A 26639-nucleotide genomic window follows, 5' to 3' on the forward strand; every position below is an offset into this window, starting at 1 on the left:
GCGCGAGGTGGGACCGACGGAGGGGTTCAGTCCCACCCACGCGGACGGCAGCTCAACTGGCCTTCGATGATCTCGATGTCGCCGGTGCTCGTTTGCGGATGCTCCTCGGTTACACCGGACCCAGCTGGGGACCTGCTCTGAGTGTTGAGAGCGAACTCTGTTGACGCGACGGCTGCGGAACAGTCCTCGAACACCGCTCCAGGCTCACTCAGTGACAGCACCGCACCATACGGCGAAAGGCCCCGAACACGAACATGTTCGGGGCCTTTCGTGCACGCAGGACTACTTGGTAAGGGCGTCCTTGAGCGCCTTCGCGGCCGCGGCGGGGTCCTCGGCGCTGTAGATGGCGCCTCCGGCGACGGCGACGTCGGCGCCTGCGTCACGGACGGCGGCGATGGTGTCGACCTTCACGCCACCGGCGACGGAGAAGGGGACACCGGCGATCTTGCCGTCGTCGAGGAGGGTCTGGATGGAGTACCCGGGCTGGGCCTGCTCGTCGAGTCCGGCGTGGATCTCGACGAACGCGACACCGAGCTTGGAGATCTCGCGGGCGCGCTCGACACGGTTCTCGACGCCGATGAGGTCGGCGACGACCTTCTTGCCGTGCTTCTTGCCTGCCTCGACGGCGCCCTTGATGGTGGCGTCGCCGGCGGCGCCGAGGACGGTGACCAGGTCTGCTCCGGCGGAGAAGGCCAGGTCGGCCTCGAGGAAGCCGGCGTCGGCGGTCTTGAGGTCGGCGAATACCTCCTTGTCCGGGTGGGCGGCCTTGATCGCGGTGATGGCGCTGAGGCCGGCGCTCTTGATCAGGGGGGTGCCGAGTTCGATGATGTCGACGTACGGGGCGACCTTGTTGGTCAGGGCCAGTGCGTCGGCAGTGGTGAGCAGATCGACTGCAACCTGCAGCTTCGTCATGTGTTTCTCCTGGTTATCTTCTTTTGGGGATTTGGGGTAGGGGTCGCTCAGCCGATGTTGGCGTGGCGTTCCCACAGCCGCTCGGCGGTCTGATCGACGTTGTGCCACAGCGCCTGGAACAGTGCGTCGAAGGCGAGGAGCACGGACTGCTCGAACAGGCTGCCCGCGTACTGGGCGGTGATGGCGGCGCTGTGGTCCTGCTTGTCGGCCGCCGGCAGGACCAGGACCTCGTCGGCGCGCCGGGCGAGCGGCGAGTCCGAGGCCGTGGTCACTGCCAGTACCGAGGCACCCACCTTGTTCGCGGTATCGGCCGCGCCGACCACCGAGGCGGTGGTGCCCGATCCGGAGACGGCGATCAGTACATCTCCGGCGCCGATGGCGGGGGCGGTGACCTCCCCGGCCACATGGACGCGCAGGCCGAGGTGCATCAGGCGCATCGCGGCCATCTGGACGGCCAGGCCGCTGCGCCCGTTGCCGATGACGAACACCGCGCGTGCGGACGTGATCAAGGATCCGGCGCGGTCCCACTGCTCGGCGGCAACGGATTTGAGCAGTCGCGCGTTCTCGTCGAGCACGATGCGGCGCCCGTCACTGAACCGTGTGCGTGTCTGCTCGACGGTGACGGTCATGGTCCTCCTCGGTGATAGCCGTTCTGGGTGTGAGAACAAGGCTGCCGACCACGGCGCGATCGGGCACCCGGCCGGGCGGCCGGTTCGGGCTGGCCGCTTGGCCAGTGCCTTCTCGCGGCTACCGGCCATACGGTGGATACGTGGTAAGCGTGGAGGACTCGGTTCGGTTGCAGGTTGACGCCTGGGTGGAGATGCGGACGGTGATCACGGGACCGCTCCCGGACATCGCGGCCCGCTTCTCCCGGTTCCTGGGCCCGTTGTGGCCACACGACGCCCTGGTGATCTTCACCCGCGAATGCACCGGACGCCCCCGAAAGGTCGCCGGAAACCGGGAGATAGTCGACCGGGTGACCATCGACGAACTCGACGAGATCAAACAATCCCTCGAACCCGGCGGCGTCGTCGCCGGAATCCGGTCGCTGGGAGGTGGACGCCGCCCCATCTGGGCGGTCCGCGACTCCGGCGACACGCTGCTCGTCCTGGTCCCGCGACCATCGCAGGCAGGCGCACCCGAGCACGATGAGGTCGCGGCGATGTTCGGAATCGTCGCGACCTCCATCCAGCACCAGGTGGCACAGGCCAGCCCCGACTATCTCGCCGAGTCACGGGCCGCGTCGAGTGAACGCGCACGCACCATCGCCGAACTGACGGAGGTGCACGAGGCGACCCTGTCGTCGGTCCTCGGAACCCTCCGATCGAACGACCTCGACGACCGGCGATCGCGCATCACCGCCAGCGAGACCGCATCGGCCGCACTGATCGCCCTGCGATCGGCGGGTGCCGCCGATCGTGCCCTGTCCGAGGAGGCGGTCACCACGGCATTCGCCAGGTTGCAGGGCGAACTACGACCTCTCTTGCGGCATCGGGAGGTCGAAGTCGAGTATGTCGACCCGCCGGCCGACGGCCGTCCGCTTCCCGGTGAGGTGGCGCATGCGGCACGCGCGATGGTCCGCGCCATCGTGCTGGCATTCGGCGCACAACCGGTGCTGCCCCGGCTACGGATCGCGTGGGACTGCGACGGTGACAACGTCCTGATCGAGGTCCGTGACCAGGGGCCCGGCGCCATCGACCGCAACGCGCTGACTCGGCAACTGTCCGGACGCCTGCACACGTTGCGCGGCCGGATCGACATCGAATCCATCGCCGGGTGGGGGAGTCGGGTGACGCTGACCATCCCGTTGGATCCGCCCGCCGCCCGTCCCGACGAGCACCTGCTGTCCACCCTGAACCCCCGCGAGCTCGAAGTCCTTGCGCACCTCGCGGTGGGCAAACGCAATCGCGCCATCGCCGAGGAACTCGGGATCAGCCAGAGCACGATCAAGTTTCACGTCGCGAGCGTGCTCAAGAAACTCGACGTCGCCAACCGTGGGGAAGCCAGCGCGATCGGGATCCGGGCAGGGATTGTCTCCGGCGAGGCGCATCCAGCGCCCGGCCGAGGTTAAGACCACATACCATCTAAGCGGTGTACGCCCAGGTCAACCGCGCGGCGGTTGCGTCGACGCAACATCGACCGACATAATGTGAGTGCCCGAGGCAGTAGCCGAGGGAAGTGGTTCGTGTAGGAGGTCTCCGGGGCGTAAGTACCCCTGTAGGCAGCCCCACCAAGCGGTTTCCAGCCTTGCGCGCCCACCTCTCACGAGAGGCCTCTCCAATCCGGAGGGCCTTCTTCGTGTCCTTAGAGCTTCACCACGGTGACCCGGTGGGCGATCTTCGCCCGCATGCTGCCGCTTCGCCCCCAGGCCCAGGCATGCACGTCCGGGATCCACAACAACGGGTTGGTGGGCAACCGCGCATTGTCGTAGCAAATGCAACAAGCAGGGCGTGATCTGGGGATTTACGAGCCGTTCCGACACTAGATGTGAACGGATCTACCAGCATCGTTGACTCGGTGCGGGACCTGGTGCAAGTATGTTGCTTCAAATGCAACCGCCGTTACTGGGGGTGAAGCGTGAGGGAAGTGCCTGGTTCGGCCCGATTAGTGTTGGTAAATGGGCTTATTCACCTCGACGAGCCGACTGCAGTCTTCAAGGCCATGGTCGAGGGCTGGTCGCTGCAACAACGGAGCCGGCTGTTGGCCGCGTCGACGATCGGACCGAGGGCTCGGTTGGTGCGGCGGTTTGCCGAGTTCACCAGCGAGTATCCCTGGCGGTGGACGCCCGGCGACGTAGAGGACTTCACGACCTCGCTGACCTCGGGAACGGATCGGCTAGCTCCATCTACGATCCGCGGTTATCACCTGGCTCTGCGTATGTTTCTCGACTACCTCACGGATCCGCGATACGAGTGGTTGGAACAGTGCGGCAACCGGTTCGGTGAGATTCCGGCGCAGGTCTGCCACGAATGGAACACCGTCGCGCATTTGAGTGACTACGAAGGAAATCCGGAACGCAGACCGATGAGCTACGACGAGCTGCAGGCCTTCTTCGATCACGCCGACGACCGGGTCGACACGCTCGCCCGGACGGGCCGTAAGGGTGCTTTGACAGCGCTTCGGGATGCGCAGATGTTCAAGACTGCCTACGGTTTCGGGCTACGGCGCCGCGAGCTCGCGAGGCTCGACTTGGCCGACTTGCGGCCGAACCCCCACGTCAAGAAGTGGGGCCAATTCGGGTCACTTCATGTGCGGTACGGCAAGTCCGTCAGGGGCGGGCCACCACGGCGGCGGACGGTGCTTGCCGTGCCGGAGTTCGACTGGGCGTTGGAAGGGATGCGCCAGTGGGTCGAGCAGGGTAGGCCAAAGTACCGAGCGCGGCAGCATCCGGCGCTGTGGGTGACCGAGCGGGTCAGCCGTGTCTCGATGCGTTACATCGATGAGCGATTTGCGCAGTTACGCAATGACGTTGGGTTGCCGCGAGAACTGACGTTGCACTGTCTTCGGCACTCGTATGTCACGCATCTGGTCGAGTTCGGCTATCCCGAAAGGTTCGTGCAGGAGCAGGTCGGTCATGCGTTTGCCGCCACGACCGCGATCTACACCTCGGTCAGCAACGACTTCAAGAACCGCACCCTGGCGTCAGCGCTGAGCAGGGTGTACTCCACGGCAGGAGAGCAACCGTGACCGACAAGTTGACCATCCGCTGGCATTTGCGCCAGATTATGGCGACCCGCGGCATGTTCCAAACCACCGATCTTGTCCCGCTGCTTGCTGAGCGCGACATCCATTTGTCACGCGAGCAGGTCTTCCGGCTGGTCACCAAGACACCGCAGCGGCTGAACATGGAGATCCTGGCGGCACTGTGCGACATCCTCAATGTCGGCCCCAGCGAGCTGATCGAACCGATCGCGCAACCACGGCACGAGAGTAAGACCGGTACCGAGGAGGCGGGGCCGTCGGGCATCGGCGAGCTCCGGCCCGTCCGCGCCCGTGTCCGTCGACCCGGTCAGGATCGTCCGGGGCCGTCTGTCTGATGGTCCGGTGCAGCACGCTCACCTCCATGCAGACGCTCGACGCACTGGTCGCCGAGATCGCAACGGTCGAGCCGGAACTGGCCGCAACGACCGTCCGCGGCATCCTGGAGGTCTTGGTCCCGCGACCTGAGAAACGAACAATCCTCCTGCAGCACTTCGACCGTTTTCCGAATCTGTTGACCTCGGGTGATCCACTCATGCCGCCTATCGTGCAGCGGTTGCTCGAACGGTTGGCTGCCGCTGGCGCGGTGAGAGTCGTCAGGCCGCACTGCGCGGTCTGCGGCGGTGAGAAAATCCTGTGCCGACGTCTCCCCGATGGCCGGAAGGCCTGCGCGCATTGCGGACGGGTGGCCGACCTCAAACCGTGCTCACGGTGCGGAAACATGCGGGTCATTACGCGCCGGACCAACACCGAGCAGCTGTGCCTACGTTGCTATCGGCACGATCCGATCTCACACAAGACATGTTCGCGCTGCGGACGTGACACCTACGCTGTCGTCCGTCTCGAGTCCGGATGGCTATGCACCACCTGCGCGCCACGCAAACTCGAGCGATGCGGCCAATGCGGGCACGATCGCAATCCACGAACGGTCCTGCTCGGAGCACCCATATGCCGGCTCTGCTACCAACAGCTGCGCCGCAATCCCGGTACTTGCCCCGCATGCGTGCAGATCAAGGTCCTCGCCTATCTGTCCGACGACGGACGCCGAATCTGCGCGACATGCGCTGGCGAACCTTCTCCGTTCGCGTGCGCCGACTGCGGACGCGAGGACCACCAGTACGGACGAAGATGCGCAGTCTGCGTGCTCACCGAGCGAGCTACGGCCCTGCTCACCACTGCCGACGGCACCGTCAATTGTGGCCTCGAGCCCGTCCTTTCTGCACTTCTTGCCGTCGACCGGCCCAAATCGACCCTGTTCTGGCTCCAGCAAAGCCAAGGGGCCGACCTGTTGCGGCGAATGGCCGTCGGCGACATCGCAATTAGCCACAACGCCCTGGACGCCGTGCCGCGCACTCGCGCACTGGACTATCTCAGGGACTTCCTCGCCGCCCTGGGCGTCCTGCCGCCGCAGCACGTCGAGCTCGAACGCCTCACTCCCTGGCTGCGCACCATCCTCGCAGACCTGCCCGTTGCAGATGCACGAGTGGTGCACGCCTACGCCGTATGGCACGTGCTCCGTCGCACCCGCGCCAAGGCCGACCGTGGACAACTCACCGCCGCCGGCGCCCGCAACGATCGGGCACTGATCCGCGGCGCGACCCACTTCCTCGGCTGGCTGACCGAGCACGGCACAACACTGACCACGGCACGGCAGTCCGACCTGGACAAATACCTGGTCGAGCACCCCGGCCGTGTCCGGTTCCTCGTGGGATTCCTCACCTGGACGCACGACCGTCGCCTGATAGCCGACTTGCGCGCACCCCGTCAGCAGCGCGCCGAGCCCGATGTCACCCTTGCCGACGATCATCGCTGGTCGATCGTCGAGGAGCTCCTCCACAACGAGACCCTGCCCCTCGATACTCGTGTCGCGGGTCTGTTTGTCCTGCTCTTCGGACAGCCCGTCACACGAATCTGCCGCATGACGCCCGACCAGATCGCCACTACCGGACCCGGGGTCACCGTCCGTTTCGGCGACGATCCCATCCTGCTTCCCGCACCGCTCGACGAACTCACCCGGGCATTGCTCCATCGGCGTGGAAGATCCTCTTACGCAAGCAAACCCAACCGTTGGTTGTTTCCAGGTGGGCATCCGGGCCGACATCGAAGCGCGGACGTGCTCCGCAACCAACTCGCACAGACCGGGGTCACCGTTCGTTCGGCACGAAACGCCGCACTCCTCCAGCTCGCAGCAGAGGTTCCGGCCCCCATCCTCGCTGACCTCCTCGGCATCAGTCCGAACACAGCTGTCAACTGGGCTGCTCTGGCTTCACAAGACTGGGGCCGCTACACCGCACTCCGCGCCGAGAACCGAACGGAGTGCTCCGGGAATATCGCGCACAACGAATAACGGATCTCCACCAGTACGGTCGTGGGTGTACACGAACGGGGGATCACCGCCGAGTTCGTCGCGGATGATGCGGTTGTCCTCGCGGTCCTGGTCGCAGGACTCGATGACCACGTTGGTCACCGACATCTGTGACAGGTCGCGGACGGCAGCGGCCAGGGTGACATCGCGGGCCTGCCGCTCGTTCACCTTCTTCGAGGTCATCAGGTAGATCCGGCTGGTCGCTTCGAGCCGGGCGACCTCGGAAACGATCTTCGGGGCCAGCTTCTTTCCGACACCGGTCATGTGGATCCGCGAATGCCCGGGAGGCCGGAGTGCGTTCATCTGCTTGCGGAGGCTCGTGACGTCGCCGGGGGCGACGGTCACGGCGCACAGGGCGTACTCGCCCCGTTTGGATTCGTCGATGAACGCATGCACGCGAAGCAGTCTCTCACCAGCTGTCGACAACCTTCGCAGGCTTGTCGGCCTCGAGCCCCTGCCAGCCTTCCGGCGTATGCGGCGAAGGAAGCATGGAATTGTCAGAAGTCCCGCATAGGCTCGGCCGCATGCTCCCCGGGTTGATGGACGCCATCATGGCCATGCGTTTCGAGCACGAGTGGCTATCCGACGAGTTCGTGGCTGAATCGAAGCGTCAGGCCGAAAACGAGACGGCGAAAAAGCACCACTACGTACCGCAGATGTATTTGCGCCGATGGGCCGTCAACGAAATGGTACAACCCGTCCAGGTCGACACCGGCGACGCAGATCCGCCCCAGCCACCGAAAGAGGTGGCACACGAGAAGAATTTCTACAGCCTCCCGGCAACCGACAACACCATGGACACCCCGCTCAAGTGGATCGAGAAGCATCTGTCCCGCATTGAGGACACCTGCGCGCACCGCTTGGATTCGCTTGAGAAGTGGCGCGCTGGAGTGGTTTCGGACGATGACCTGAAGAAGGACCTCGCCGTATTCCTCGGCCTGCAGATCACGCGGACGGTCAGTAACCGTAAGCGCACCCTTGTCCTCGTCAACGGCCCGGATGCGGCCAAGCGGGAGTTCCTGAAGCAATCAGGTCTGGGCCCGGAAGCGATCGAGGAGTCGATGTCCAAGCGGCAGGACGACCCGAAGCACGAGGCTCTCGACCTGATGATCAAGGACGTCCAGAACGTCACGGCGCTCGGACTTCATCTTCGAGAATGGGCCGTGTACCGCACGGACGCGCCTCTCGTCACCTGCGATGACCCGGTCATTCTCCTAGCGGGGCCTCCGAACACCAGGGATCGCGCGGGTGTGGCTGGGAACAGTGCGGTCGCGCTCTACCCGCTGAATCCGAATCAGGTATTGGTGATGCTGAAGCCCGGACTACACCATCGTGGCCGGTACCAGCTCGACCAAACCGAAACGGACAGCATCAATACCGAGGTCGTCGCAGCCGCCACCAAGACGACGTTCGAGCGGCCTGGAGACGAGATCGCGATCAAGATCGAGGTTCCCCCATGGCCGGAGCGGCAGGAACTCGATGACGAGACAGTCGCACGCCTCAGTCCCCAAGCAGCCTTGAAAGAACTTCTTACCGATGCGGCCCCTCGTACGCGGTGGGTTGACCTGCATTCGGCACCGCCTTGGCCCGTGCCGCGATGGTACGGAAACTAGGATGGCCGAAATCGCTGAGTTCGAGGCATCCGGTCTTCCGAGTTCCTGGCCTATGTGGGTCGAACTGGGCCAGTAGGTTTCGGTAGTCTGAGATGCGTTCGGTCGAGAGGCCGGCAACACGCGTGGGAGCGAGTTACTGGTTTGGTCACCGGAATGCTTCTCCCTCGGTAGACCCGCCTTGCAGTCGGGTCCGAGCGTGGCAGGCCGTCAATTGGGACATCAATGCCTGCCACGCTTCGTCATATCTGGGGTGTGTTCGACGCGGCGGGAGGGGATCTGGTGGCGTACAACGTGAGCCCGGACGCGCCTCCAACCCGGTTGGATCCGGAGGCCGGCACCAGCAGCACGCCCGCATCGAAGCGGGCCGGCTACCGTTCCGCCGCCGCGTACAAAGACCGCGCACAGGAGCGTGACTCGGCGCGGGAGCTCGACCGGATGGTCGAGGACGCCGAATTCACCCGTGCTCGGAAAGACCTGGAGCGGGCCTTCCCCCGAGTGACAGTGCCCGAGGTCTCCGAACGTAAACGCCGGGAGCTGCCGATCCCGGATTCGATTCGCCAGCCGCTGAGTTCGCGTCAGCGCAAGGTGCGCTCGGCGAACAAGCACAGGGCGCAGTCGCGGTTGCCGGCCGTCGGTTACACCGCCGTGCAGACCCTGATCGACAACCCGGACCGGTGGAACACCGTCGGCGAGGCGTTGTCGAAGGCACGCGGTGACGCCCAGCAACTGGACGAGAAGACCCGCTCGCAGGTCCAGCGGGTGGACCGGGCAATTCAGACCGCAGAACGGTGGGCGTTCCCCCTGAGATGTGGACACCAATTCCTATGCGGCGGTGGCCAGCGTAGCCGATCGCTGCTCGAACTCGATCGGACAGATCTGGCCGAGAGTGGAATGCCTCCTTTTGGTGTTGTATCGCGTGATCCAGCGGAAGACGGCGGCGCGGGCCTCACCCGCACTGTTCCAGCGCTTCCGCCCCTTCAGCGTCTCCCGTTTCAACGTCGCGTTCAGCGACTCGGCGGCCGCGTTGTCCGCCGACGTTCCGACCGCACCCCGCGACCGGATCACCCCCAGCTCGCGACACAGGTCCGCGAAATCCGCCGACGCATACTGAGCCCCGTTGTCGGAGTGGAAAATTGACCCATCGAGACCGGCGGCGCCGCGACAGGCCGCCGCCGCACGCAACGCATCGGTGACCAACTCGGTACGCATGTGGTCGGCGATCGACCACCCCGCCAACCGTCTCGAACCCAGGTCCAACACCGTCGCCAGATACAGAAACTCACCATCGCCGACCGGCAAATAGACGTCCCCGACGTATCGGGTGTTCGGTGCGCTCGCCGTGAAATCCCGCCCGATCAGATCCGGCACCTCGGCCGCGTCCGGGGCAGGAATCGTGGTACGGACCGGTTTGCGCAGATGCACACCGACGATCCGGTGCTCGCGCATCACCCGCTCGACCCGCTTGTGATTGACCTCGATTCCGGCCTCGCGCAGCTCCGCGGTGACCCGCGGCGCACCGTAGGTGCCGTCGGAGTCGGCGTGGATGGCGCGGATCCGCTCGGCCAGATCCTGATCGGCGCGGACGCGTTCCGCCCGGGCCGGCGCCGAGGTCCGCCACCGGTAGAAACCCGAGCGGGAGACCTCGAGGATTCGGCACAGCCACTTCACCGGAACGGTGTCGCAGTGGTCATCAACGAACTGGAAGCGGCTCACCAATTCGTCTCGCCCGCGAAATATTTTGCCGCCTTGCGCAGGATCTCCCGTTCGGTTTCGAGCTTCCGGATCTGGGCCTTGAGCTGCTTGTTCTCTTCCTCCAACACGGACTCGGACGATACCTCGCCTGTCGGCGACGCCGGCCGCGCCGCCCCATTGGCCCGGAGCTCGGCCGTGGAGGTACCGGTGCGTTTGCGCTCCGACCGCACCCAATTCCGCAGGGTCTCGCGGCTGACTCCCAGGTCGTTGCCGATGCCCTCGAAGGTGTGGCTCGGGTCGGACAGGTACAGCGCGATGGCATCGGCCTTGAATTCCGCCGAGTACGCCTTCATCGCCATCAGTGACATCTCTTCCTCTGGGACCTTCACGCCCCAGTGTTCACGATGTCCACACTCAAGGGGGAAGCCCCGGTGGGGCGACCGAGGACACATCCTCTACTGCACCCTCCCGCACACGGCGCCGCAGGAAGCGGTCAACCTGCCCTCGACCCTGCAGCCGGGATCGCGGTTGGACTTCGACCGGCACACGATGGCCACCCACGCGGTTCATCAACTCGATCAGACACTCGGGGAACGGGATGTGGTGTTCGAGATCGAAACCGACCGGGGCATGTACTTGGGCCGATCGGACACCGTCGACGACACCGCGCACCTGCTGCCGCGCGGAATGCGGTTCGAGGTGGTCTCGGCCGGTGAGGGGCGCTACCGTCGCCCGGATGGCAGCATCGGCCGGCGGATGATCGTGCAGCTGCGGGACGTCACCGAAGACTGAGGAGGTTCGAGATGGGACTGTTCACCGACGACAAGGGCCGCCCCGAGCTGGTCGTGCACCCGGACATCGTGCTCGGGCGTGCGACCTTTCGACCGGTCGACGACCAACCCGAGAGCGAACCCAAGGAGACCCCGAAGCAACGCGCCCGCCGGGAGCTGAAGAAGCGAATGACCGAGGAGCGGCTCGCGAAACAGAAAACCGAAGGCACCAACCCCGAGAAGGGGTAAACGCCTCCGGCTCATCCTGTGCATCCGCAGTGGACAAACTCTAGCCCACTCTTGCCCACGCACTAGACAGCACGCCCTTGTTCGAGCGGCCCCCGGCACCGCGATCAGAGGATCGGGGGACGTGTCATCATCACTGGTGAAAACCGCATTCCGTCGTGGTCGGTGCGGCGGTCAGGAAGGGGCGCACCTCGAGCCACTCGTGGATCGGCTTGCCATCCGCCCCGGGGGCCGCGGACAGTTCGCCGGCCAGTTCGAGTGCCCGCTCGTGGGTCTCGACGTCGATCACCATCCAGCCGGCGATCAGGTCCTTGGTCTCGGCGAACGGGCCGTCGGTGACCGGTGGCCGGCCCTCGCCGTCGTAGCGGACGAACATGCCCTCCGGGGAGAGTGCCTGACTGTCGACGAACTCGCCGGTGCCCTCGAGCCGGGCGGCGAAGTCGTTCATGTACTGCACGTGGGCGGAGATTTCCTCCGGCGTCCACTGGTCAATCGGTACGTCGTTGACCGATGCGGGCGCGCCGCGGTAGTGCTTGAGCAGCAGGTACTTGGCCATCATGTTCTCCTTTGGTGCGGTGTGGCCGTTGTGGCCGTTTCACTGCGGGGACGAAGCCGTGCGCGGGTTCTCGACATTCCGCGGTGACATTTCCTAGCTCAGTTGTCGGAGTCGGGGGAGTACATCGGCGAGTTGCTCGAAGAGGGTGGGCCATCCGCGGCGTAGCCAGGTCAGCCGGCCGCGGTCGAGGTGGCCACCGTCGATGAGGTGGGAGAGGCGGTGTTGCTGCTCGGGGACACCCAGCTCACGGAGTTTGGCGTAGACGGGATTCACTGGGAGCCGGTGGCGGGCGATGTGTGCCCAGACATCGGGGGTGGTCCAGTTCCAGATCGGCCCGTACGCGGTGGTGCCGTCGCCGCGGGTGATGATGCCGTCACGGCGGCCACCGCGGGTGTAGAGGTGCCGGCGGGAGGCTGATTCATCGGCCCGCACACCCCACAGCTCGCCGGGTCCGAGCAGTGCGTGGGCCCGGTGGGCGGGTGCGGTGATCAGCACCTTGTGCAGATCGACGGGCGTGCCGACCGGGGCGCAGTGGTTCCAGTGGCCGGAGTCGGCGAGGACCTGCAGTAGTGGTGGGTCGGTGGGGATGCGGTGCAGGTCCAGTCGCCAGGTGTGGGCGAGTTCGGTGAGGTAGTCGTAGGTTTCGGGGTAGTCGAGTCCGGAGTCGAAGAACACCACCGGCACCTCCGGTTCGACGTGACGGGCCAGGTCGAGGACGATCAGCGAGTCCTTGCCACCGGAGAACGCGACGTACCCGTCATGGGCGGCGAGGTGCGCCTCGATCCGGGCCGCGATGTCGGCGAGGGCGCCCGGTCCGGCTTTTACCGACGGTGGCCGCAGGCCGCGGAGCATCGCCAGGTCCAGGCCGGGGTCCGGTGCGTTCACCACAGCAGGTTACGGTGCCGCCCATGACCATTGCCGCCCCCATCGATGTGGTGTGGGCCGCGTACACCACCGCAGTCGGGATCCCGGACGTGGCCGGCGCACCCGATACCCGGGCGGCCAGGTGCGCGCGCTGCGGCCTGACCACCGCGGTGATGAGCCCAGGCGGGCAGGTCGTATCACGTCGGTTCACCGGGTACGAGTCGTGGACGAACCTGGCCGGCCGCCGCCTGTGCGAAGTGTGCGTCTGGGGGTATCGGCACCGGTCGCTGCGCACCGGCGCGCACATCGTCACCCGGGGCCCGGTGACCTTGACGCCGGCGAACCCGGCACTGCTACACCAGGTGCTCTCCACCACGATTGACCCGGACACAGCGGTGATCGTGCCGCTGCGGCCCGGCCGCAAACACCTGCTCCCGGACGCACGCTGGGGCACGGTCACGGCCGATGACGCGCAGCTGAGCTGGACGAGTGCGGACGCGCATCGGCTGGCGGTGATGCGCCGGCTCCGCGGCCACGGGTTCACCGAGACCATGCTCGGTGACGATGCCCCGTCCTACCCCGTCCTGAGCCGGGTCGCCGCCGACCAGTGGCCGCAGGTCTTCGACGACTGGAACCACCTCGCCCTGTGGCGTCAGGCGCGGCCGTGGTTCGAGGTCGGCCTGCGTGCTACCCGCATCTAGGTCTGTCTGCGCTGTTCAGAGGATGATTCGGCACGTGTAGGGGGTGTTCACCCATTGCGAGCAATGATGCTTGCCTTGGTAGCTCCACGAACTGACTGTCCGGTAATCACGCGTAAGAGGGGCCTCCAATCACACCCCATTCCGGTCGCTGCGGGCACATTCGCGCGTAGCTTGTGAATGGTAGTGATCGCTGCAAATCGTTTCTGGTAGGCGCAGAGCGTCACGAGAGGATCTCGGTATTCTTCTGGGAACCGGGTGAGGGCGTATCTAGAATTGGGACGAGCTGATCACGTGAGGTGAGTCCCATGGACGGAAGTCGGGGGACAGGGAGCCGGTGTCATTTGGTGTGGCGCGTGCCGAGAGTGCGTCATGGCCGGTGACGAATCCGAACGCACTCAGCGGCGAGCGGACAATGGTGACGTGGTCGCGGAACTCAGGTCTGAGGGGTTCGAGGTCGACGCTGTAGCCGGTCGTGGCGGGTTCGGTGTGGTGTACCGCTGCCGACAACCCACCCTCGATCGCGTCGTAGCTGTCAAGGTGCTCAGCGCCGATTCCGATGATCCGGTCGATCGTGTCCGGTTTCTCCGCGAACAGCAGGCGATGGGCCGGCTGTCTGGACATCCCAATATTGTGCATGTGTTGCAGGCGGGGATCACCGAAGCTGGGCGCCCGTACATCGTGATGCCGTTCCATCGCCGAGATTCACTCGAGACCTGGATCGGGACGCACGGCGCGTTGTCCGTTGCCGAGGCGCTCGCGGTCGGAGTGAAGATGTCCGGTGCGCTGGAAACGGCGCACCGCGCCGGTGTGCTGCATCGGGATGTTAAACCCGCCAATATCCTCCTTACTGAGTATGGGGAGCCGCAGCTGACGGATTTCGGTATCGCCCGGATCGCCGGAGGCGATGACACCACTCGTGGCCTCGTCCTCGGTTCGCCCTCGTATACGGCGCCGGAGCTGCTCGGTGGGGGTGCCGCATCGACCGCGTCGGATGTCTATGGTCTCGGGGCCACCCTTTTTACGACGCTGGCGGGACGTTCTGCGTTCGGTCGGCGTCGAGGGGAGCAGTTGGTGGCGCAGTTGCTGCGGATCAGCACCGCGCCGGTACCTGATCTGCGTGAGGAGGGGTTTCCAGACGCGGTGTGTGCAGTGATCGAAGCGGCGATGATGCGTGATCCTGCCGCGCGGCCGCCTTCGGCGGAGGCGCTCGGGGAGCAACTCCGCGGTGCAGCGGATCTAATCGGCGTTCCGGTCGTCGACATCCCGCTGCCCCTGACACGAGAGGAGGATCAGGCACCCGTTCGTGCGACCGTGGACTCGTCGGCCGATCGCACTGCAGCGTATGTTCGCCGCCGCGAGCTTCGTCCGACGTCCCGGAACCAGCCCCCACGCGCTCCCACGAAGTACCGGCCGCCGGTGACCCTGCACCCAATGGTTGCGCGCACTCGGTTGCTCGAGCGTCTCGATGCGGGAGGTGGCCGGCCGCGCCTGGTGCTTATTCACGGACCCGCCGGATACGGCAAGACCACCTTGGCAGCGCAGCGGACCGACGTGTTGCGTGGCGAGGGCTACAAGGTGGCGTGGCTGTCAATTGACAACGACGACAACACTCTTGTGTGGTTTCTTGCGCATCTTGTCGAGGCGATCGCGTTGGCGCAGCCGGACCTCGGTTCAGAACTCATTCGGGAACTTGAGGGGCACGGCGAAGCGGTACACCGATACGTACTCACCGCGCTGATCAACCGGCTCCATACCGTCGACGAGCACGTCACCCTCGTCGTCGACGACTGGCATCGCGTCACCAACGAGGACACCCGGTCCGCGCTCGCATTCCTACTCGAGCATGGCTGCCATCACCTGCAACTGATCGTGACCAGCCGTACCCGGCTCGGCCTGCCCCTGAGCGCAATGCGTGTACGCGACGAGTTGATCGAGCTCGACGCGGTCGCGCTCCGATTCGACAGGGAAGAGTCGGGAAAACTATTGGTCCAGCACAGTGGTCTCGAGCTGAAGGACACCGAAGTCGCCGAACTCGAGCAAACCACGGATGGCTGGGCCGCGGCGCTGCAACTGGTCTCACTAACCCTTCGCGAACGACCGGACCCGCAGGAACTGATCGAGCACCTGTCGGGCAGTCACCGCGAGATCGGCGAATACCTCGCCGAGAATGTACTGAACGGTCTCGATTCGGCGACACTCGATTTCGTGCTCGCGACGGCAACCCCCGAGCGCATCAGCGGCGCGTTGGCCGATGCGTTGACCGGACAACGGCGCGGGCAAGCCATGCTCGAGGAAATTGAGGCGCGCGATCTGTTTCTCCGCCGCCTCGACGACGACGCCAGATGGTTCCGCTACCACCCGCTGTTCGCGGAGTACCTCCGTCGTCGCCTCCAGCGCGACGACTCGGCACGTGCCGATGACCTGCATCGGCGGGCCGCCGAGTGGTCGGCAGAGAACGGGCAGATCAGTGCGGCGGTCGATCACTATCTCGAAGCAGGAGAAGAAGATAGCGCCATCGCACTCGTCGACGGTGTTGCCCTCGATCTGCTCGAGCACGCCCGGATGGCGACACTGCTTGGTCTCGCCGAGAAACTCCCGGCCAAAGGCGCGGCCGATCACGCGAGATTGCAGATCATGCTGGCCTGGGCGCACTCGTTGCTGCATCATCGCCGAGAGGCTGAGCGCGCTCTCACCCTCGCGCACGAGGATCCCGTCGCGGCCAATGGTGGGGAGGATACTGAGGTCAGTGACCGCACCGTCGAAGCGGCATTGATTCGAGCCACGAACGCAGCCTTCGACGACGAATTGGAAGGGGTCGATGCAGCCGTTGCCCTCGGCGCATCCAGGACCGATTCGCTACGGCCGTGGGTGCTGTGCGGAACGGCGGATCTGGGTTCGACCAGTGCGATCCACCGGTTCGACTTCTCAGCCGCCCGACAGTGGCAGGAGTGGGCGCGCCCCTACCACCAGCGCTCCGCGGGTCCCTTCAGCGTGATCTACGGCTACTGTCTGGCCGGCATCGCAGCACGCGAGCAACTGGATCTCGATGCCGCAGAAAATAGCTATCGGCATGCCCTCGAGTTGGCGACAGACGCCGACGGGATGCTGTCGTACAGTGGGCGACTCACCGGGGCCTTACTCGGTGAGCTGCGCTACGAACAGGGGCATCTCACCGAAGCCGAGAAGTATCTCGATCGCAGCTACACGCTCGGGGCCGAGGGCGGCATCGTCGACTTCATGGCTGCCACGTACGGGACCGGCGCCCGAGTCAAGGCTGCACTTGGCCACCGCGTTGCGGCAGCGCAACGGCTCGACGAAGGTACCGACCTTGCAAGGCGCCTGAGCCTGGCCCGGTTGGCAGCGCGGATAGACAACGAACGGGTCCGGTGCGGGATCGACGTCCCCAGCACGTCCCCCACAGAGTCTGGAACCAGCGGTGGCCTCGGCTTTCCCACCGAAGTGAACGGCATCGTCCGAGTCACGGCCGAGATGCGTGAGGACTCGGCGATCCGTTCAGCGCTGCGAGTCGGGACAACCGACGCCGTCGATGCAGCGGTCGGGCGAGCCCTCACGCTTGCGGAGTCCATCGACGGCAGTGTCCGTCCTCGTGCCCGTCTGAATGCCGACCTTCTGGTGTGCGAATGCCTCGCCGTCGCCGGGCGGATCGAGGATGGTGCGCGCCAACTGGTGCCAGTCCTGGACCGTTGTGTGGCGGTAGGTCTGAATCAATGGATACGAGACGCCGAACCCGCGATCAGCGTTCTGATCGCCTCGATGCGCGCCAATCCCGGACAGTACGGTCCAAGCGACATCGCCGACACGGTGCTCGCGCGCCTAGATCGCCTCGGAGAATAGGTACCGGTGCATCGTCGACCGTTCCGATGCCTGGCCCCACGCAGATCGGCAACAAGACGAGATTGAATCCGTACCCGTATTGAAAGGCGAGGAGCGGCGCGCACGGGTATGGCCGTACCCCCGTTCATGAGCGGCCAAGAGGAGGTGAACCTGCGACGAGACCGTCGAGCACTCGGACACATTCGCCTGAATCAAACTTCAGTGTGACAGGGCGCGTCGACCGGGTGGTTGAGCAATCAGTTCTGTCGCAATCGAAGTCAGTGAATTGCCCTTCCCGATGCGAGATCTTGCGGCCGCAGTTCACCGTCGCCGATCCGTTGCACGCATCACAATGGGCCAGTGGAAGCGGCCTACCCGTCATACCGGATCACCCGCGCAGGCTAAGCCGTTCGTCCTATCTCAAGGCGGCTCTTCGACGCAGTTCAATCGCGACGAAGCGCTATTCCCCGCGCGGGGCCGGCACCCTATCGTGGGTGATGACCGTGTCTTACGCGCGATGGTGACTGCAGCTCCGAACCTGCATGAAGACCGGAGGGTTCGATTGGATCGCACCATCTCGGAGTCCGCATTGACCACCACCAACTACCTGGCATACCTGCCGCCAGCTCGGCATGGCTGGAGAAGGGAGAGCACGTGAACGTGACGGCGATGCAAGTTTGCCGAGGTGGAGGCCTCGACAAGATCGTTCGCATCGAGCTGCCATCCCGGCCCCCGGACTGGGGCGAAGTGCGAGTTCGCGTGCACGCCAGCTCACTCAACTTCCACGACTATGCAGTCGTCAGTGGTCTCACCGCGCCTAGCGCAGACCGGATCCCACTCTCCGACGGTGCCGGTGTCGTCCTCGAGGTCGGACCTGGCGTCACGGGGTTGGAGGCCGGAGACCACGTCGTGAGTACGTTCTTCCCAGGCTGGCCGGATGGACGACCCACAGTCGGTGGCTTCGACACCGTTCCCGGCGATGGCATCGATGGGTTCGCCCGTACAGAGGTCACGATGCCAGTAGCGGCCTTCACCCGTGCGCCACACCGATACAGCCACGCGGAAGCCGCCACACTCACCACCGCCGGAGTCACCGCTTGGCGGGCCCTGTTCACCGAGGGCAACCTGCGGCCCGGCGAGACGGTGCTCGTACAAGGGACCGGCGGCGTCTCGATCTTTGCCCTGCAGTTCGCCAAGCTCGTCGGCGCAACTGTCATCGCCACAACGTCCACCGCGAACAAAGAAGCCCGGCTCGAGCAGCTCGGCGCCGATCACGTCATCAACTACCGGTCCACACCAGAGTGGGGTGCGGAGGCCCGCGCGGTCACCGGCGGCCGCGGCGTCGACCATGTGATCGAGGTCGGAGGAGCCCAAACTCTCGAGCAGTCCATGATCGCCGCCGCAACCGGCGGGCGTATTGCGCTGATCGGTGTCCTCGGCGGTATGGGAGCCTCGGTGCCGCTCGGGTTGGCACTCGCACGGCAGGTGCGAATCCGGGCCCTCCTTGTCGGAAGCCGGCGCGATCAACTCGACATGATCGGCGCACTCGAAAACTCGAGTCTGAGACCCGTAGTGGACACCACCTTCGAACTCGCTGACCTCGCCGGTGCCTTCGAACACCAAGAAGCCGGCCGTCATCTCGGCAAGATTTGCATCACCATCTGACCGCAGAAAGCAGGCACCAGCACACTCGCGTCGTACTCCGACTGCGGTGTCAGTGAACAGCAATCGAGTCGGGTGATAAAGATACGGAGGACTACGCGATGGCCACGGTCGAAATGGGCATCCCCACTGTGCGGTCCTCTCCCTCCCCGGCAGGACGCCCTGAGGTTCCTCATCTGGTCGACCGCTTCGGCCGGGTGGCCAGGGACCTACGCGTGTCGATCACCGAGAAGTGCTCCCTGCGCTGCACCTATTGCATGCCCGAGGAAGGTCTGCCTGCCATCCCGGCTGGGCAGTTGCTAACCACCGGCGAAATCGTCCGTCTGGTCGACCTCGCCGTCCAACACCTCGGGGTCCGTGAGGTGCGGTTCACCGGCGGTGAGCCGCTCATGCGCGCGGACCTCGAGCGGATCATCGCCGGGTGCGCGAAGGAGGTGCCGGACATTCCGCTCGCTATGACCACCAACGCGGTCGGGCTCGAGCATCGGGCACGTAGGCTCGCCGACGCTGGCCTGACCCGGATCAACGTCTCCCTCGACACCGTCGACCGGGGGCACTTCGCGTCGCTGACCCGGCGGGACCGACTGCCCTCGGTGCTCGCCGGCATCCGGGCCGCGGTCGCCGCCGGGCTTGCCCCGGTGAAGATAAATGCCGTTCTGATGCCCGCGACACTGAGCGGAGCGGCGGACCTGCTGCAATGGTGCCTGGACGAGGGGGTGGAGTTGCGGTTCATCGAGCAGATGCCACTCGACGCCGATCACGAATGGTCGCGCGAGACTATGGTTCCCGCCGATCGGCTGCTGTCCGCGCTGGGTACGCGCTTCGAACTCGAGGAGATCGGCCGGGACGATCGAGCGGCGCCTGCCGAGCTATGGCGGGTCAACGGCGGCACCGCGACAGTGGGTATCATCGGCTCGGTCACGCGGTCGTTCTGTGCCGACTGCGATCGCACGCGCCTGACCGCCGAAGGCACAGTACGGTCGTGCCTGTTCAGTGACACCGAGATCGACCTGCGCGGTGCGATGCGGTCCGGAGCAGGCGACGAACAATTGGCGCAGCTGTGGCGCGGCGCCATGTGGAACAAGTGGGCGGGGCACGGTATCGATGTCGCCAGCTTCGCACCTCCTGTGCGCAGTATGGGAGCGATTGGTGGCTGACCTCGATGTGTGACGGCGGAATCCGTCACTTTCCGGTAGTTCACGACCATGACTGTAGAGGGCGCCGAGGGAACCTGGAGGTTCCGGTCTCGGTCACGATGAGTGGCATTGCGCGCCGGATCCGACCTGATGTTGCGAAGGTATTCCGGCGCCGCGTTCTGGTGGGCGTCGACTGACCTGTGACCGCAGCGTCTTGGCCGGTATCCAATTGGACCTGTTCCGCTGTTTGCAGGCGGTTCGGGATATTCGGATCGATAATCCGAGAGGTGTGTGCCGTCCGCCGCGACGCATGTAGTCGGCGGACGGCACACCGTTGCCGCCGTCCCGCTTGGCTGAATGTCGGATCAAGGCACGCGGGGACGCCGGAGTTGTGGGTGCGCAGCAAGCCGCGGTTTGCGGATGCCCGCCGGTTCTATGATCCTCGAAAGGTATTGCAGAATAAAGCTAATGGTGCAGTTGCAAGTTTAGCCTGACATTCATGTGTCCAGTTCATGCCGTGTTGTTTGTCGCCCTGCTTCGAGTGGAGTCGCATGGGTAGGAACAGCTTTGGCGTACATCAGCAGGCTCAGTGCACGCCGCTCGACAAGTGGTCTCCTTGGGAGCGAATCGCATAGAGTGCGTTGGCAATACTCTCGAAATGCTGGCGCATCGCAGCCTCCGCAGCCTCCGGATTGCCGGCGCAGATTTGAGTGACAATCTCGGTGTGCTCGCGTAATGACTGTGTGAGCCTGACTGGCTGCATGAGCAATCGCGACTGATGTCGTGCTACTTGCCCGTGCAGGCGATCGAGAATGGCGACCGCCGACCGCTGCGCCCCGATCTCACGGATTCGGCGGTGAAGTGTCTCTCCTAAATGCGCAAATTCGAAGATATCGCGTGCCGAGGCGGCGGTGGTCAAAGCGGCGCCCAACGCGGTGAGCTCGTTAAACTCGGCTGCGGTGGCATTCTTGGCAGCCTTTGCGGCGCATAACCCTTCGATGACCATGCGAACCTCGGTGATTTCGGCGGCCTCCTCTGGGGATATCGAGCGGACTCGTGCGCCTCGGTTCTGGATCCGTTCCACGAGCCCTTCGCTGACGAGGTCCTGTAAGGCGCCACGTACAGCTGCACGACTGGCATCGAACTGCACACAGAGATCGGCTTCGATCATGCGCTGGTTCGGGACGAACTCGCTCTCGAGGATCGCCGCACGGATGAGGTTGCACACCCTGACCTGATCGGTGATTCCCGCAGCGGGATCCGTTGTCGGCATGACCACTCCGCTCGATTTCACTAATTCGGGTTCGTGTCTGCAGTGGTGAGACGCGGGATCGCCGCGTCTCACCAGTGCACGCCGTGCGCAGACAACACGGCGTGGAATTGCCCAGTGACCGCTCCTATGGGTACTGGCGAACCAGGATGGTGGCGATGCATGCGGGTTTGGTGCCGCCATCGATCTCGAAGGTCATCGTCACCGTGAGCTGGATACCGCCGGCGACATCGGTGACCGAATCGAGGACGACTCCAGCGCGGACTTTACTGCCGACGGGGACTGGTGCGGGGAAGCGGACCCGATCACACCCGTAGTTCACGCCCATGCTGAAGCCGGACAGCTCGAGAACCTGCGGGAGGAGCAGCGGAACCAGCGACAAGGTGAGGTATCCGTGAGCGATGGGGCCGCCGAAGGGTCCGTCCTTGGCGCGTTCGGGGTCCACATGAAGCCATTGGTGGTCTCCGGTGGCGTCGGCGAACTGGTTGACGCTCTCCTGCGTGATTTCGACCCAGTCGCTGTACCCGAGTAGCTCACCCGTCGGTAGTGCCTTGACTCCATCGATTCCGTTGACAGTCGTCGCGCTCATTGTGTCCTCTCTTCACTCTTCATAGGTTGTCCCAACGTCATCACAGGTCGAGGGGCTTCGGTGTGTAATCCTGCAGCTCACTCGCCAACGCTGCCGAGAACACATCGTCGACCGACTGGGGTGTCCAGCCGCCGGCGGAGAACTGCTCGTGCACCTCGGAGGGATGCGTCCACAGCGCGATCCGGTCGCCGCCGACCGCGATCGCCTGCCCGGTCACATGCGAGGAGGCCTTCGACGCCAGGTACACCACCAGCGGGGAGACATCGTCGGGTGTGCCAAGTCCGATGCGGCGCGCCTTCTCCGGGATCGGTTCGCCCGCTTCTGCCTTCTCCACGAGTTCGCCGAGACCCGGGATGGTGGCAACCATGCGAGTCAGGGCGGTGGGAATGATCGCGTTGACGGTGACGTCGAGCTTCTTGCATTCGGCAGCCCAAGTACGCATCATCGCCACGATCGCCCCCTTGGAGGCCGAGTACGCGGTCTGGCCGAAGCTGGCTCGCTGGCCGGCCGGCGAACCGACGAGGATCAGCCGCCCACCGTCACCCTGCTGCCGAAACTGATCAACGGCAGCCCGTCCACAGGTAAAGGTGCCTCGAAGATGGCTACCCACGACGAGATCGAAGTCCTCGTCAGTGGTGTTGCGCAGCGTCTTGTCTCGGAGTGCCCCGGCGTTGGTGACCATGACGTCGAGTCGCCCGAATTCGGATACTGCCCGCTGAACCAGCGCCTCCGCCACATCGGAGGTACCTACCGGGGCAACCTCCGCCACGGCGCGCCCGCCCTTCGACACGATGCTCTCGACGGTGTCCTTCGCGACGTCCCCATCGAGGTCGTTGACGACGACCGCGGCACCGGCCGCGGCGAGTCCGTGGGCATACGCCCGGCCGAGTCCGCGTCCGGATCCGGTGACAATTGCGACAGTTCCCTGCAAACTCATCATTACTCCTTCGCAGCCGTCGGCTGCGGTTCTCGTATCATCGATCGGGTTGGTTGGCCCGAAATGTACTTACTTACGTTGTCGCGCAGTGAATTTAGCGACACAGGAAAGTTTGGTTACTGCGCTGACATCATTGTCACTTGCTGCTTGGCCCAGGATATTTCGATCTTGCCGGTCGGTGTTCGCGGTAGGCGGTCGAGGAGGACAACCGTGCGCGGGACCTTGTATCCGGCGAGTTCCTGCCGAACCCAGTACTGCAGATCTTCCTCGGTCACTGTGCTCGCGGCATCGATGGCGACGACGGCTGCGACTTGTTCACCCCACTTCGGGTCCGGTGCACCGACAACGACGCAGTCTCGGACGTCTGGATGGGTGAGCAGTACGTCCTCGACCTCCTGGGGATGTACCTTCTCGCCACCGGTGTTGATCACCCCGGATTGGCGTCCGAGAAATCGGATGGAACCGTCCTCGTGCACCTCCACGAAGTCTCCGGGAAGGGAGTACCGGACACCACCGATGACGCGGAAGGTCAGCGCCGTCTTGCCCTCGTCCTTGTAGTAACCGAGAGGGGAGGGGCCGCTGTAGGCGAGGACACCGGTGGTCCCGCTGCCCGGTAGCACCTCGTTGTCGTGCTCGTCGAACACCTTCGTCGCCGGCACCGGGAAAAACTTGGCGGGGAGGTCGTCGATCGAGGACGTGGTCGCGAATACGAACGGTCCGCCCTCGCTCGAGCCGATCGCATCGATGATGGTGACGTCGGCCCGCTCGTGAAGCGACTGTTTGAGATGGTCGCTGAACGCGGTGCCGGAGCTGAGCACGGTCCGCAAACTGCTCAGATCATAGGGCTGTCCGTCGGTTTCGGACCGGGTGAGCTCGTCGATCAGCGGCGAACAGACGGCGTTTCCGGCGACGATAATCGTCTTGACGTGCTTGTCCTGCACGATCGACCACACCCGGGAAGGGTCCAGGCCACCCGGGTCGGCGAGGACCACGGTCCCACCGAGCAGCATCGTGCCGATCGTGTTGAACAGACCGGTGGCGTGCATGAGCGGCACGACCGGCATGGTGACCGGGACCATCCCGCGAACGCTTGCCTCTCGGGCGGCGTCGACGGCGTCGGCGATCGTGGTGGGCAGGTCACGCCCAACCGGCCGGTAGACGGGCACTGCCAGCGAATGCAGAAGGTCCCGGTGTCGCCAGATCACCCCTTTAGGGCGACCGGTGGTGCCTCCGGTGTACATGAACAATGTGTCGGTTCCCGGCCGCGGTGCCTGCGGAAGTGGTGGGTGCGCGGCGATCACGCCGTCCAGGTCGTCGCCCGTGGCAGACCCCACCGTCTTTCCGCCGGCGCGCAGGGCCACGGCCAGCGTGGGGACCGCGTCGACGATACCGTCGACGTTGGCTGCCAGCTGATCGCTGTAGACCAGGGCGTGAGCATCCGCGTCGGTGAGTAACGAGGCCAGTTCGGAACCGGTGTACCGGTAGTTGGCGTTGACCGGGACCGCCCCGATCTTGAACGCGGCGAACACCGTCTCGAGGTACGCGGCACTGTTGTAGAGGTAGCACGCGACGGTGTCGCCGGCGGCCACACCGGATTGCTGCAGAGCAGTCGCGAGCCTGGCTGACCGCTCCTCGAATTGGGCGTAGGTGTACTCGCTGTCCGGTGTGGAGATGGCGATACGGTCGGGCACGGCTTCTGCGACGGCCTCGAGGATCGTGCCAAAACTGACGTCGATGGTCCTCAGCCCCTTTCCTTCTCGGTGCCGTTGAGACCGAACAGGCGGATGGCGTTTTCCTTGAGCACCAAGGGGCGAACTTCGTCCTTGATCGGCAGCTTTTCGAAGTCCTTCAGCCACCGGTCGGGGGTGATCGCCGGGAAGTCGGATCCGAACAGCACCTTCCGCTTCAGCAGTGAGTTGACCTGGGCCACCAGGTTCTCCGGGAAGTATTTCGGCGACCAGCCGGACAGGTCGATGTAGACCTGTGGCTTGTGCCCGGCCACGGCCAGTGCCTCGTCCTGCCAGGGGAACGAGGGGTGCGCGATGATGATCGGCATGTCCGGAAAATCCACCGCGACATCGTCGAGAAACAGCGGGTTGCTGTACTTGAGTCGAATCCCACCGCCGCCGCGCTGGCCTGCTCCGACACCGGTCTGGCCGCTGTGGAACAGCGCCGGCAGCCCGGCTTCGGCGATCACCTCGTAGAGGGGATACGCGCTGCGGTCGTTCGGGTAGAACGCCTGCTCGCTGGGATGGAACTTGAAGCCGCGCACCTTGTGCTCATCGATCAGTCGCTTCGCCCACTTCACTCCCGCGGCACCCCGACCGGGATCGACACTGGCGAACGGCAACAGCACGTCCGCGTTCTCCGCTGCGAGCTCGGCGATTTCTTCATTGGACACCCGTGGCTCGCGACCGGACCGCACGGGGCTGTCCACGGTGAACACCACTGCCGCCATGTTGCGCTCACGGTAGTAGTCGGCCAGCTCTGGAACGGTCAGTTCGGGCATATCACCGAAGACGTTCGCGATTTCGGAGGCGCCACCGCCGTCGGAGGCCGGTGTTCGCGTCGACGCCAACACGTGAGTGTGCACGTCGACGGCGACCAGTGTTTCGGTGTTCATGCGGGTCCTGTTCGTTGTGGTGAAAAACGCTCGCTCGCGGCGGGCAAAATATTGTGAAATGCGCGTCTGTCCTGGATGTTACGAACTTCATCGAGTCCGGAACACCGCAAACCGTCGCCACGATGGCTGCGTCAAATGACGTAGCCGCACGGTCAGAGTTCGAGAACGAGCTTCTTCGAGCACGACCGGGACACGCAGATCATCATGTAGTCGTTCTCGGCCTGCTCCTCGGCCGTGAGAACCGAGTCCCGATGGTCGGGAGTTCCCTCGAGGACACCGGTCTCACAGGTGCCGCAGGTGCCCTCCTCGCACGAGGCGGTTGTTCCGACACCCGCAGCGCGCACCACCTGGAGAATCGACTTGTCGGCTGGAACATGCAGCGTCAGACCGCTCTCTCGAAGTTCGACATCGAAAGCGGTGTTGACGGCATCGTCGAAGTGCTTGGGTGAGAACCGTTCGATATGCGGATCGCCTACTTTCCACTGCGCGCATTTGTCTTCCACCGCCGTGAGCAAGCCCTCCGGACCACAGCAGTACACCTGTGTTCCGGGCGCGAGCGTGGACAGGATCGCATCGAGATCGGGAAACCCTCGCGTGTCCTGAGGGAAGACGTCGACCTTGTCACCATGCTGTTCCAGGTCGTCGAGGAAGGCCATCGAACTGCGCTGGCGTCCTCCGTATGTCAGCTTCCACTCGGCACCGGCCGCCTGGGCGGATCGGATCATCGGGAGCATCGGAGTGATGCCGATGCCACCGGCGATGAAGTGGTACCGGTTCGACGTTGCGAGCTCGAAATGGTTGCGAGGGCCACGCACACGGACGGTCTGGCCCTCGACCAACTGGTCGTGGATGTACTCCGAGCCCCCGCGGCTCTCCGGCTCCCGCAGCACACCCACCTTCCACCGCTGGCGGTCGTCGGGGTCACCCATCAGTGAGTACTGGCGGGTGATGTCGCCGGGCAGGACGAGGTCGATGTGCGCACCCGGCTCCCACGCCGGGAGTTGCTCGCCGTCCGTGTGCCGCAACACGAGGAGTACCACCCCGTCGGCGACCAGCTTCTTCGACTCGACCAGGACATCAGCCTCGTACTCGATAACCTTCATGGTGACCGAAGTGGACCCGACACGGGTGTTCTCGATCTGTGTCATCACAATCTCTCCAGACATTCGT

At 64.8% G+C, this 26639-nt stretch carries 23 protein-coding genes; 11 read left to right on the top strand and 12 right to left on the bottom strand.

Going from position 1 to position 26639, the window contains the following annotated elements; all coding sequences use genetic code 11:
• Positions 1–282: 282 nt before the first annotated feature.
• Both hxlA and hxlB read right to left on the bottom strand, forming a co-directional pair.
• Positions 283–912: a 3-hexulose-6-phosphate synthase gene (hxlA, locus tag H0B43_RS39805; protein ID WP_185950121.1), complete on the bottom strand. Its 630-nt coding sequence runs from the start codon at positions 910–912 to the stop codon at positions 283–285.
• Positions 913–959: 47 nt separating this feature from the next.
• On the bottom strand, positions 960–1541 hold the full coding sequence (gene hxlB, locus H0B43_RS39810) for a 6-phospho-3-hexuloisomerase (RefSeq protein ID WP_185730514.1): 582 nt from the start codon (positions 1539–1541) through the stop codon (positions 960–962).
• Positions 1542–1690: 149 nt separating this feature from the next.
• Here hxlB and H0B43_RS39815 point away from each other — a divergent pair, with 149 nt between their 5' ends.
• From H0B43_RS39815 to H0B43_RS39830, 4 genes are all read left to right on the top strand, one after another.
• The gene (locus H0B43_RS39815; RefSeq protein WP_185730609.1) at positions 1691–2983 is read left to right on the top strand and encodes a LuxR C-terminal-related transcriptional regulator; all 1293 of its coding nucleotides are present in this window, start codon (positions 1691–1693) and stop codon (positions 2981–2983) included.
• Positions 2984–3573: 590 nt separating this feature from the next.
• Complete coding sequence (locus tag H0B43_RS39820) at positions 3574–4599, top strand: tyrosine-type recombinase/integrase (protein ID WP_185730515.1); 1026 nt, start codon at positions 3574–3576, stop codon at positions 4597–4599.
• Positions 4596–4949, top strand: coding sequence for a helix-turn-helix transcriptional regulator (locus H0B43_RS39825; protein ID WP_185730516.1), 354 nt, complete (start codon positions 4596–4598; stop codon positions 4947–4949). Before H0B43_RS39820 ends, H0B43_RS39825 begins: the two co-directional genes overlap by 4 nt.
• An 803-nt stretch (positions 4950–5752) precedes the next feature.
• Positions 5753–6958 carry a hypothetical protein gene (locus tag H0B43_RS39830; protein ID WP_185730517.1) on the top strand — a complete coding sequence of 402 codons (1206 nt, stop codon included), beginning with the start codon at positions 5753–5755 and terminating at the stop codon, positions 6956–6958.
• On the opposite strand, the gene H0B43_RS39835 is transcribed toward H0B43_RS39830, so the two are convergent.
• Positions 6878–7372: a hypothetical protein gene (locus H0B43_RS39835; RefSeq protein ID WP_185730621.1), complete on the bottom strand. Its 495-nt coding sequence runs from the start codon at positions 7370–7372 to the stop codon at positions 6878–6880. The genes H0B43_RS39830 and H0B43_RS39835 overlap by 81 nt on opposite strands.
• Positions 7373–7464: 92 nt before the next feature.
• Here H0B43_RS39835 and H0B43_RS39840 point away from each other — a divergent pair, with 92 nt between their 5' ends.
• Entirely contained in the window at positions 7465–8589 is a 1125-nt protein-coding gene (locus H0B43_RS39840) for a DUF4238 domain-containing protein (protein WP_185730518.1), read from the top strand.
• 822 nt (positions 8590–9411) lie between these two features.
• On the opposite strand, the gene H0B43_RS39845 is transcribed toward H0B43_RS39840, so the two are convergent.
• Positions 9412–10640 (bottom strand): IS3 family transposase gene (locus H0B43_RS39845; protein WP_185730610.1). Its coding sequence is split into 2 segments (ribosomal slippage): positions 9412–10319 and positions 10319–10640, totalling 1230 coding nucleotides; the frame shifts between segments, so codons are not numbered across the junction.
• A gap of 190 nt (positions 10641–10830) precedes the next feature.
• On the opposite strand from H0B43_RS39845, the gene H0B43_RS39850 reads away from it, so the two are divergent.
• Positions 10831–11073 carry a hypothetical protein gene (locus H0B43_RS39850; protein WP_185730519.1) on the top strand — a complete coding sequence of 81 codons (243 nt, stop codon included), beginning with the start codon at positions 10831–10833 and terminating at the stop codon, positions 11071–11073.
• Positions 11074–11084: 11 nt separating this feature from the next.
• Positions 11085–11300 carry a hypothetical protein gene (locus H0B43_RS39855; RefSeq protein WP_185730520.1) on the top strand — a complete coding sequence of 72 codons (216 nt, stop codon included), beginning with the start codon at positions 11085–11087 and terminating at the stop codon, positions 11298–11300.
• 130 nt (positions 11301–11430) lie between these two features.
• On the opposite strand, the gene H0B43_RS39860 is transcribed toward H0B43_RS39855, so the two are convergent.
• Complete coding sequence (locus tag H0B43_RS39860) at positions 11431–11853, bottom strand: YciI family protein (protein ID WP_213016613.1); 423 nt, start codon at positions 11851–11853, stop codon at positions 11431–11433.
• 93 nt (positions 11854–11946) lie between these two features.
• A complete protein-coding gene (locus tag H0B43_RS39865; protein ID WP_185730522.1) occupies positions 11947–12741 on the bottom strand; it encodes a phosphoadenosine phosphosulfate reductase family protein in 795 nt (264 codons plus the stop codon).
• A gap of 20 nt (positions 12742–12761) precedes the next feature.
• On the opposite strand from H0B43_RS39865, the gene H0B43_RS39870 reads away from it, so the two are divergent.
• The 4 genes from H0B43_RS39870 to moaA all read left to right on the top strand — a co-directional run bounded on the left by H0B43_RS39870 (position 12762) and on the right by moaA (position 20071).
• Positions 12762–13418 (top strand): hypothetical protein, encoded by a 657-nt coding sequence (locus H0B43_RS39870; RefSeq protein WP_185730523.1) that lies wholly within the window; start codon positions 12762–12764, stop codon positions 13416–13418.
• 369 nt (positions 13419–13787) lie between these two features.
• The gene (locus tag H0B43_RS39875; protein WP_185730524.1) at positions 13788–17273 is read left to right on the top strand and encodes a serine/threonine-protein kinase; all 3486 of its coding nucleotides are present in this window, start codon (positions 13788–13790) and stop codon (positions 17271–17273) included.
• 648 nt (positions 17274–17921) lie between these two features.
• On the top strand, positions 17922–18917 hold the full coding sequence (locus tag H0B43_RS39880; protein WP_185730525.1) for an NAD(P)-dependent alcohol dehydrogenase: 996 nt from the start codon (positions 17922–17924) through the stop codon (positions 18915–18917).
• 98 nt (positions 18918–19015) lie between these two features.
• The gene (moaA, locus tag H0B43_RS39885; RefSeq protein WP_185730526.1) at positions 19016–20071 is read left to right on the top strand and encodes a GTP 3',8-cyclase MoaA; all 1056 of its coding nucleotides are present in this window, start codon (positions 19016–19018) and stop codon (positions 20069–20071) included.
• Between the two features lie 565 nt (positions 20072–20636).
• Here the strand turns inward: moaA and H0B43_RS39890 are convergent.
• The 6 genes from H0B43_RS39890 to H0B43_RS39915 all read right to left on the bottom strand — a co-directional run bounded on the left by H0B43_RS39890 (position 20637) and on the right by H0B43_RS39915 (position 26617).
• A complete protein-coding gene (locus tag H0B43_RS39890; RefSeq protein ID WP_185730527.1) occupies positions 20637–21323 on the bottom strand; it encodes a GntR family transcriptional regulator in 687 nt (228 codons plus the stop codon).
• Positions 21324–21447: 124 nt separating this feature from the next.
• Positions 21448–21909 carry a MaoC family dehydratase gene (locus H0B43_RS39895; protein WP_185730528.1) on the bottom strand — a complete coding sequence of 154 codons (462 nt, stop codon included), beginning with the start codon at positions 21907–21909 and terminating at the stop codon, positions 21448–21450.
• 40 nt (positions 21910–21949) lie between these two features.
• Positions 21950–22846: an SDR family NAD(P)-dependent oxidoreductase gene (locus tag H0B43_RS39900; RefSeq protein ID WP_185950122.1), complete on the bottom strand. Its 897-nt coding sequence runs from the start codon at positions 22844–22846 to the stop codon at positions 21950–21952.
• 116 nt (positions 22847–22962) lie between these two features.
• A complete protein-coding gene (locus H0B43_RS39905; protein WP_312034145.1) occupies positions 22963–24702 on the bottom strand; it encodes an AMP-binding protein in 1740 nt (579 codons plus the stop codon).
• Entirely contained in the window at positions 24588–25469 is an 882-nt protein-coding gene (locus tag H0B43_RS39910; protein ID WP_185730529.1) for an amidohydrolase family protein, read from the bottom strand. The genes H0B43_RS39905 and H0B43_RS39910 overlap by 115 nt, the downstream gene beginning before the upstream one ends.
• 152 nt (positions 25470–25621) lie before the next feature.
• Positions 25622–26617: a PDR/VanB family oxidoreductase gene (locus tag H0B43_RS39915; protein ID WP_185730530.1), complete on the bottom strand. Its 996-nt coding sequence runs from the start codon at positions 26615–26617 to the stop codon at positions 25622–25624.
• Positions 26618–26639 lie beyond the last annotated feature (22 nt).

The sequence above is a fragment of the Rhodococcus sp. 4CII genome, assembly GCF_014256275.1.
GTDB classification, from domain to species: domain Bacteria; phylum Actinomycetota; class Actinomycetes; order Mycobacteriales; family Mycobacteriaceae; genus Rhodococcus_F; species Rhodococcus_F wratislaviensis_A.

What these genes read in the sequence shown, in the direction of transcription:
- hxlA (WP_185950121.1), bottom strand. Translation starts at nt 912, where the DNA reads ATGACGAAGCTGCAGGTTGCAGTCGATCTGCTCACCACTGCCGACGCA.
- hxlB (WP_185730514.1), bottom strand. Translation starts at nt 1,541, where the DNA reads ATGACCGTCACCGTCGAGCAGACACGCACACGGTTCAGTGACGGGCGC.
- H0B43_RS39820 (WP_185730515.1), top strand. Translation starts at nt 3,574, where the DNA reads ATGGTCGAGGGCTGGTCGCTGCAACAACGGAGCCGGCTGTTGGCCGCG.
- H0B43_RS39840 (WP_185730518.1), top strand. Translation starts at nt 7,465, where the DNA reads ATGGAATTGTCAGAAGTCCCGCATAGGCTCGGCCGCATGCTCCCCGGG.
- H0B43_RS39850 (WP_185730519.1), top strand. Translation starts at nt 10,831, where the DNA reads ATGGCCACCCACGCGGTTCATCAACTCGATCAGACACTCGGGGAACGG.
- H0B43_RS39855 (WP_185730520.1), top strand. Translation starts at nt 11,085, where the DNA reads ATGGGACTGTTCACCGACGACAAGGGCCGCCCCGAGCTGGTCGTGCAC.
- H0B43_RS39860 (WP_213016613.1), bottom strand. Translation starts at nt 11,853, where the DNA reads ATGGCCAAGTACCTGCTGCTCAAGCACTACCGCGGCGCGCCCGCATCG.
- H0B43_RS39870 (WP_185730523.1), top strand. Translation starts at nt 12,762, where the DNA reads ATGACCATTGCCGCCCCCATCGATGTGGTGTGGGCCGCGTACACCACC.
- H0B43_RS39875 (WP_185730524.1), top strand. Translation starts at nt 13,788, where the DNA reads ATGGCCGGTGACGAATCCGAACGCACTCAGCGGCGAGCGGACAATGGT.
- H0B43_RS39880 (WP_185730525.1), top strand. Translation starts at nt 17,922, where the DNA reads ATGCAAGTTTGCCGAGGTGGAGGCCTCGACAAGATCGTTCGCATCGAG.
- moaA (WP_185730526.1), top strand. Translation starts at nt 19,016, where the DNA reads ATGGCCACGGTCGAAATGGGCATCCCCACTGTGCGGTCCTCTCCCTCC.
- H0B43_RS39890 (WP_185730527.1), bottom strand. Translation starts at nt 21,323, where the DNA reads ATGCCGACAACGGATCCCGCTGCGGGAATCACCGATCAGGTCAGGGTG.
- H0B43_RS39895 (WP_185730528.1), bottom strand. Translation starts at nt 21,909, where the DNA reads ATGAGCGCGACGACTGTCAACGGAATCGATGGAGTCAAGGCACTACCG.
- H0B43_RS39900 (WP_185950122.1), bottom strand. Translation starts at nt 22,846, where the DNA reads ATGAGTTTGCAGGGAACTGTCGCAATTGTCACCGGATCCGGACGCGGA.
- H0B43_RS39910 (WP_185730529.1), bottom strand. Translation starts at nt 25,469, where the DNA reads ATGAACACCGAAACACTGGTCGCCGTCGACGTGCACACTCACGTGTTG.
- H0B43_RS39915 (WP_185730530.1), bottom strand. Translation starts at nt 26,617, where the DNA reads ATGACACAGATCGAGAACACCCGTGTCGGGTCCACTTCGGTCACCATG.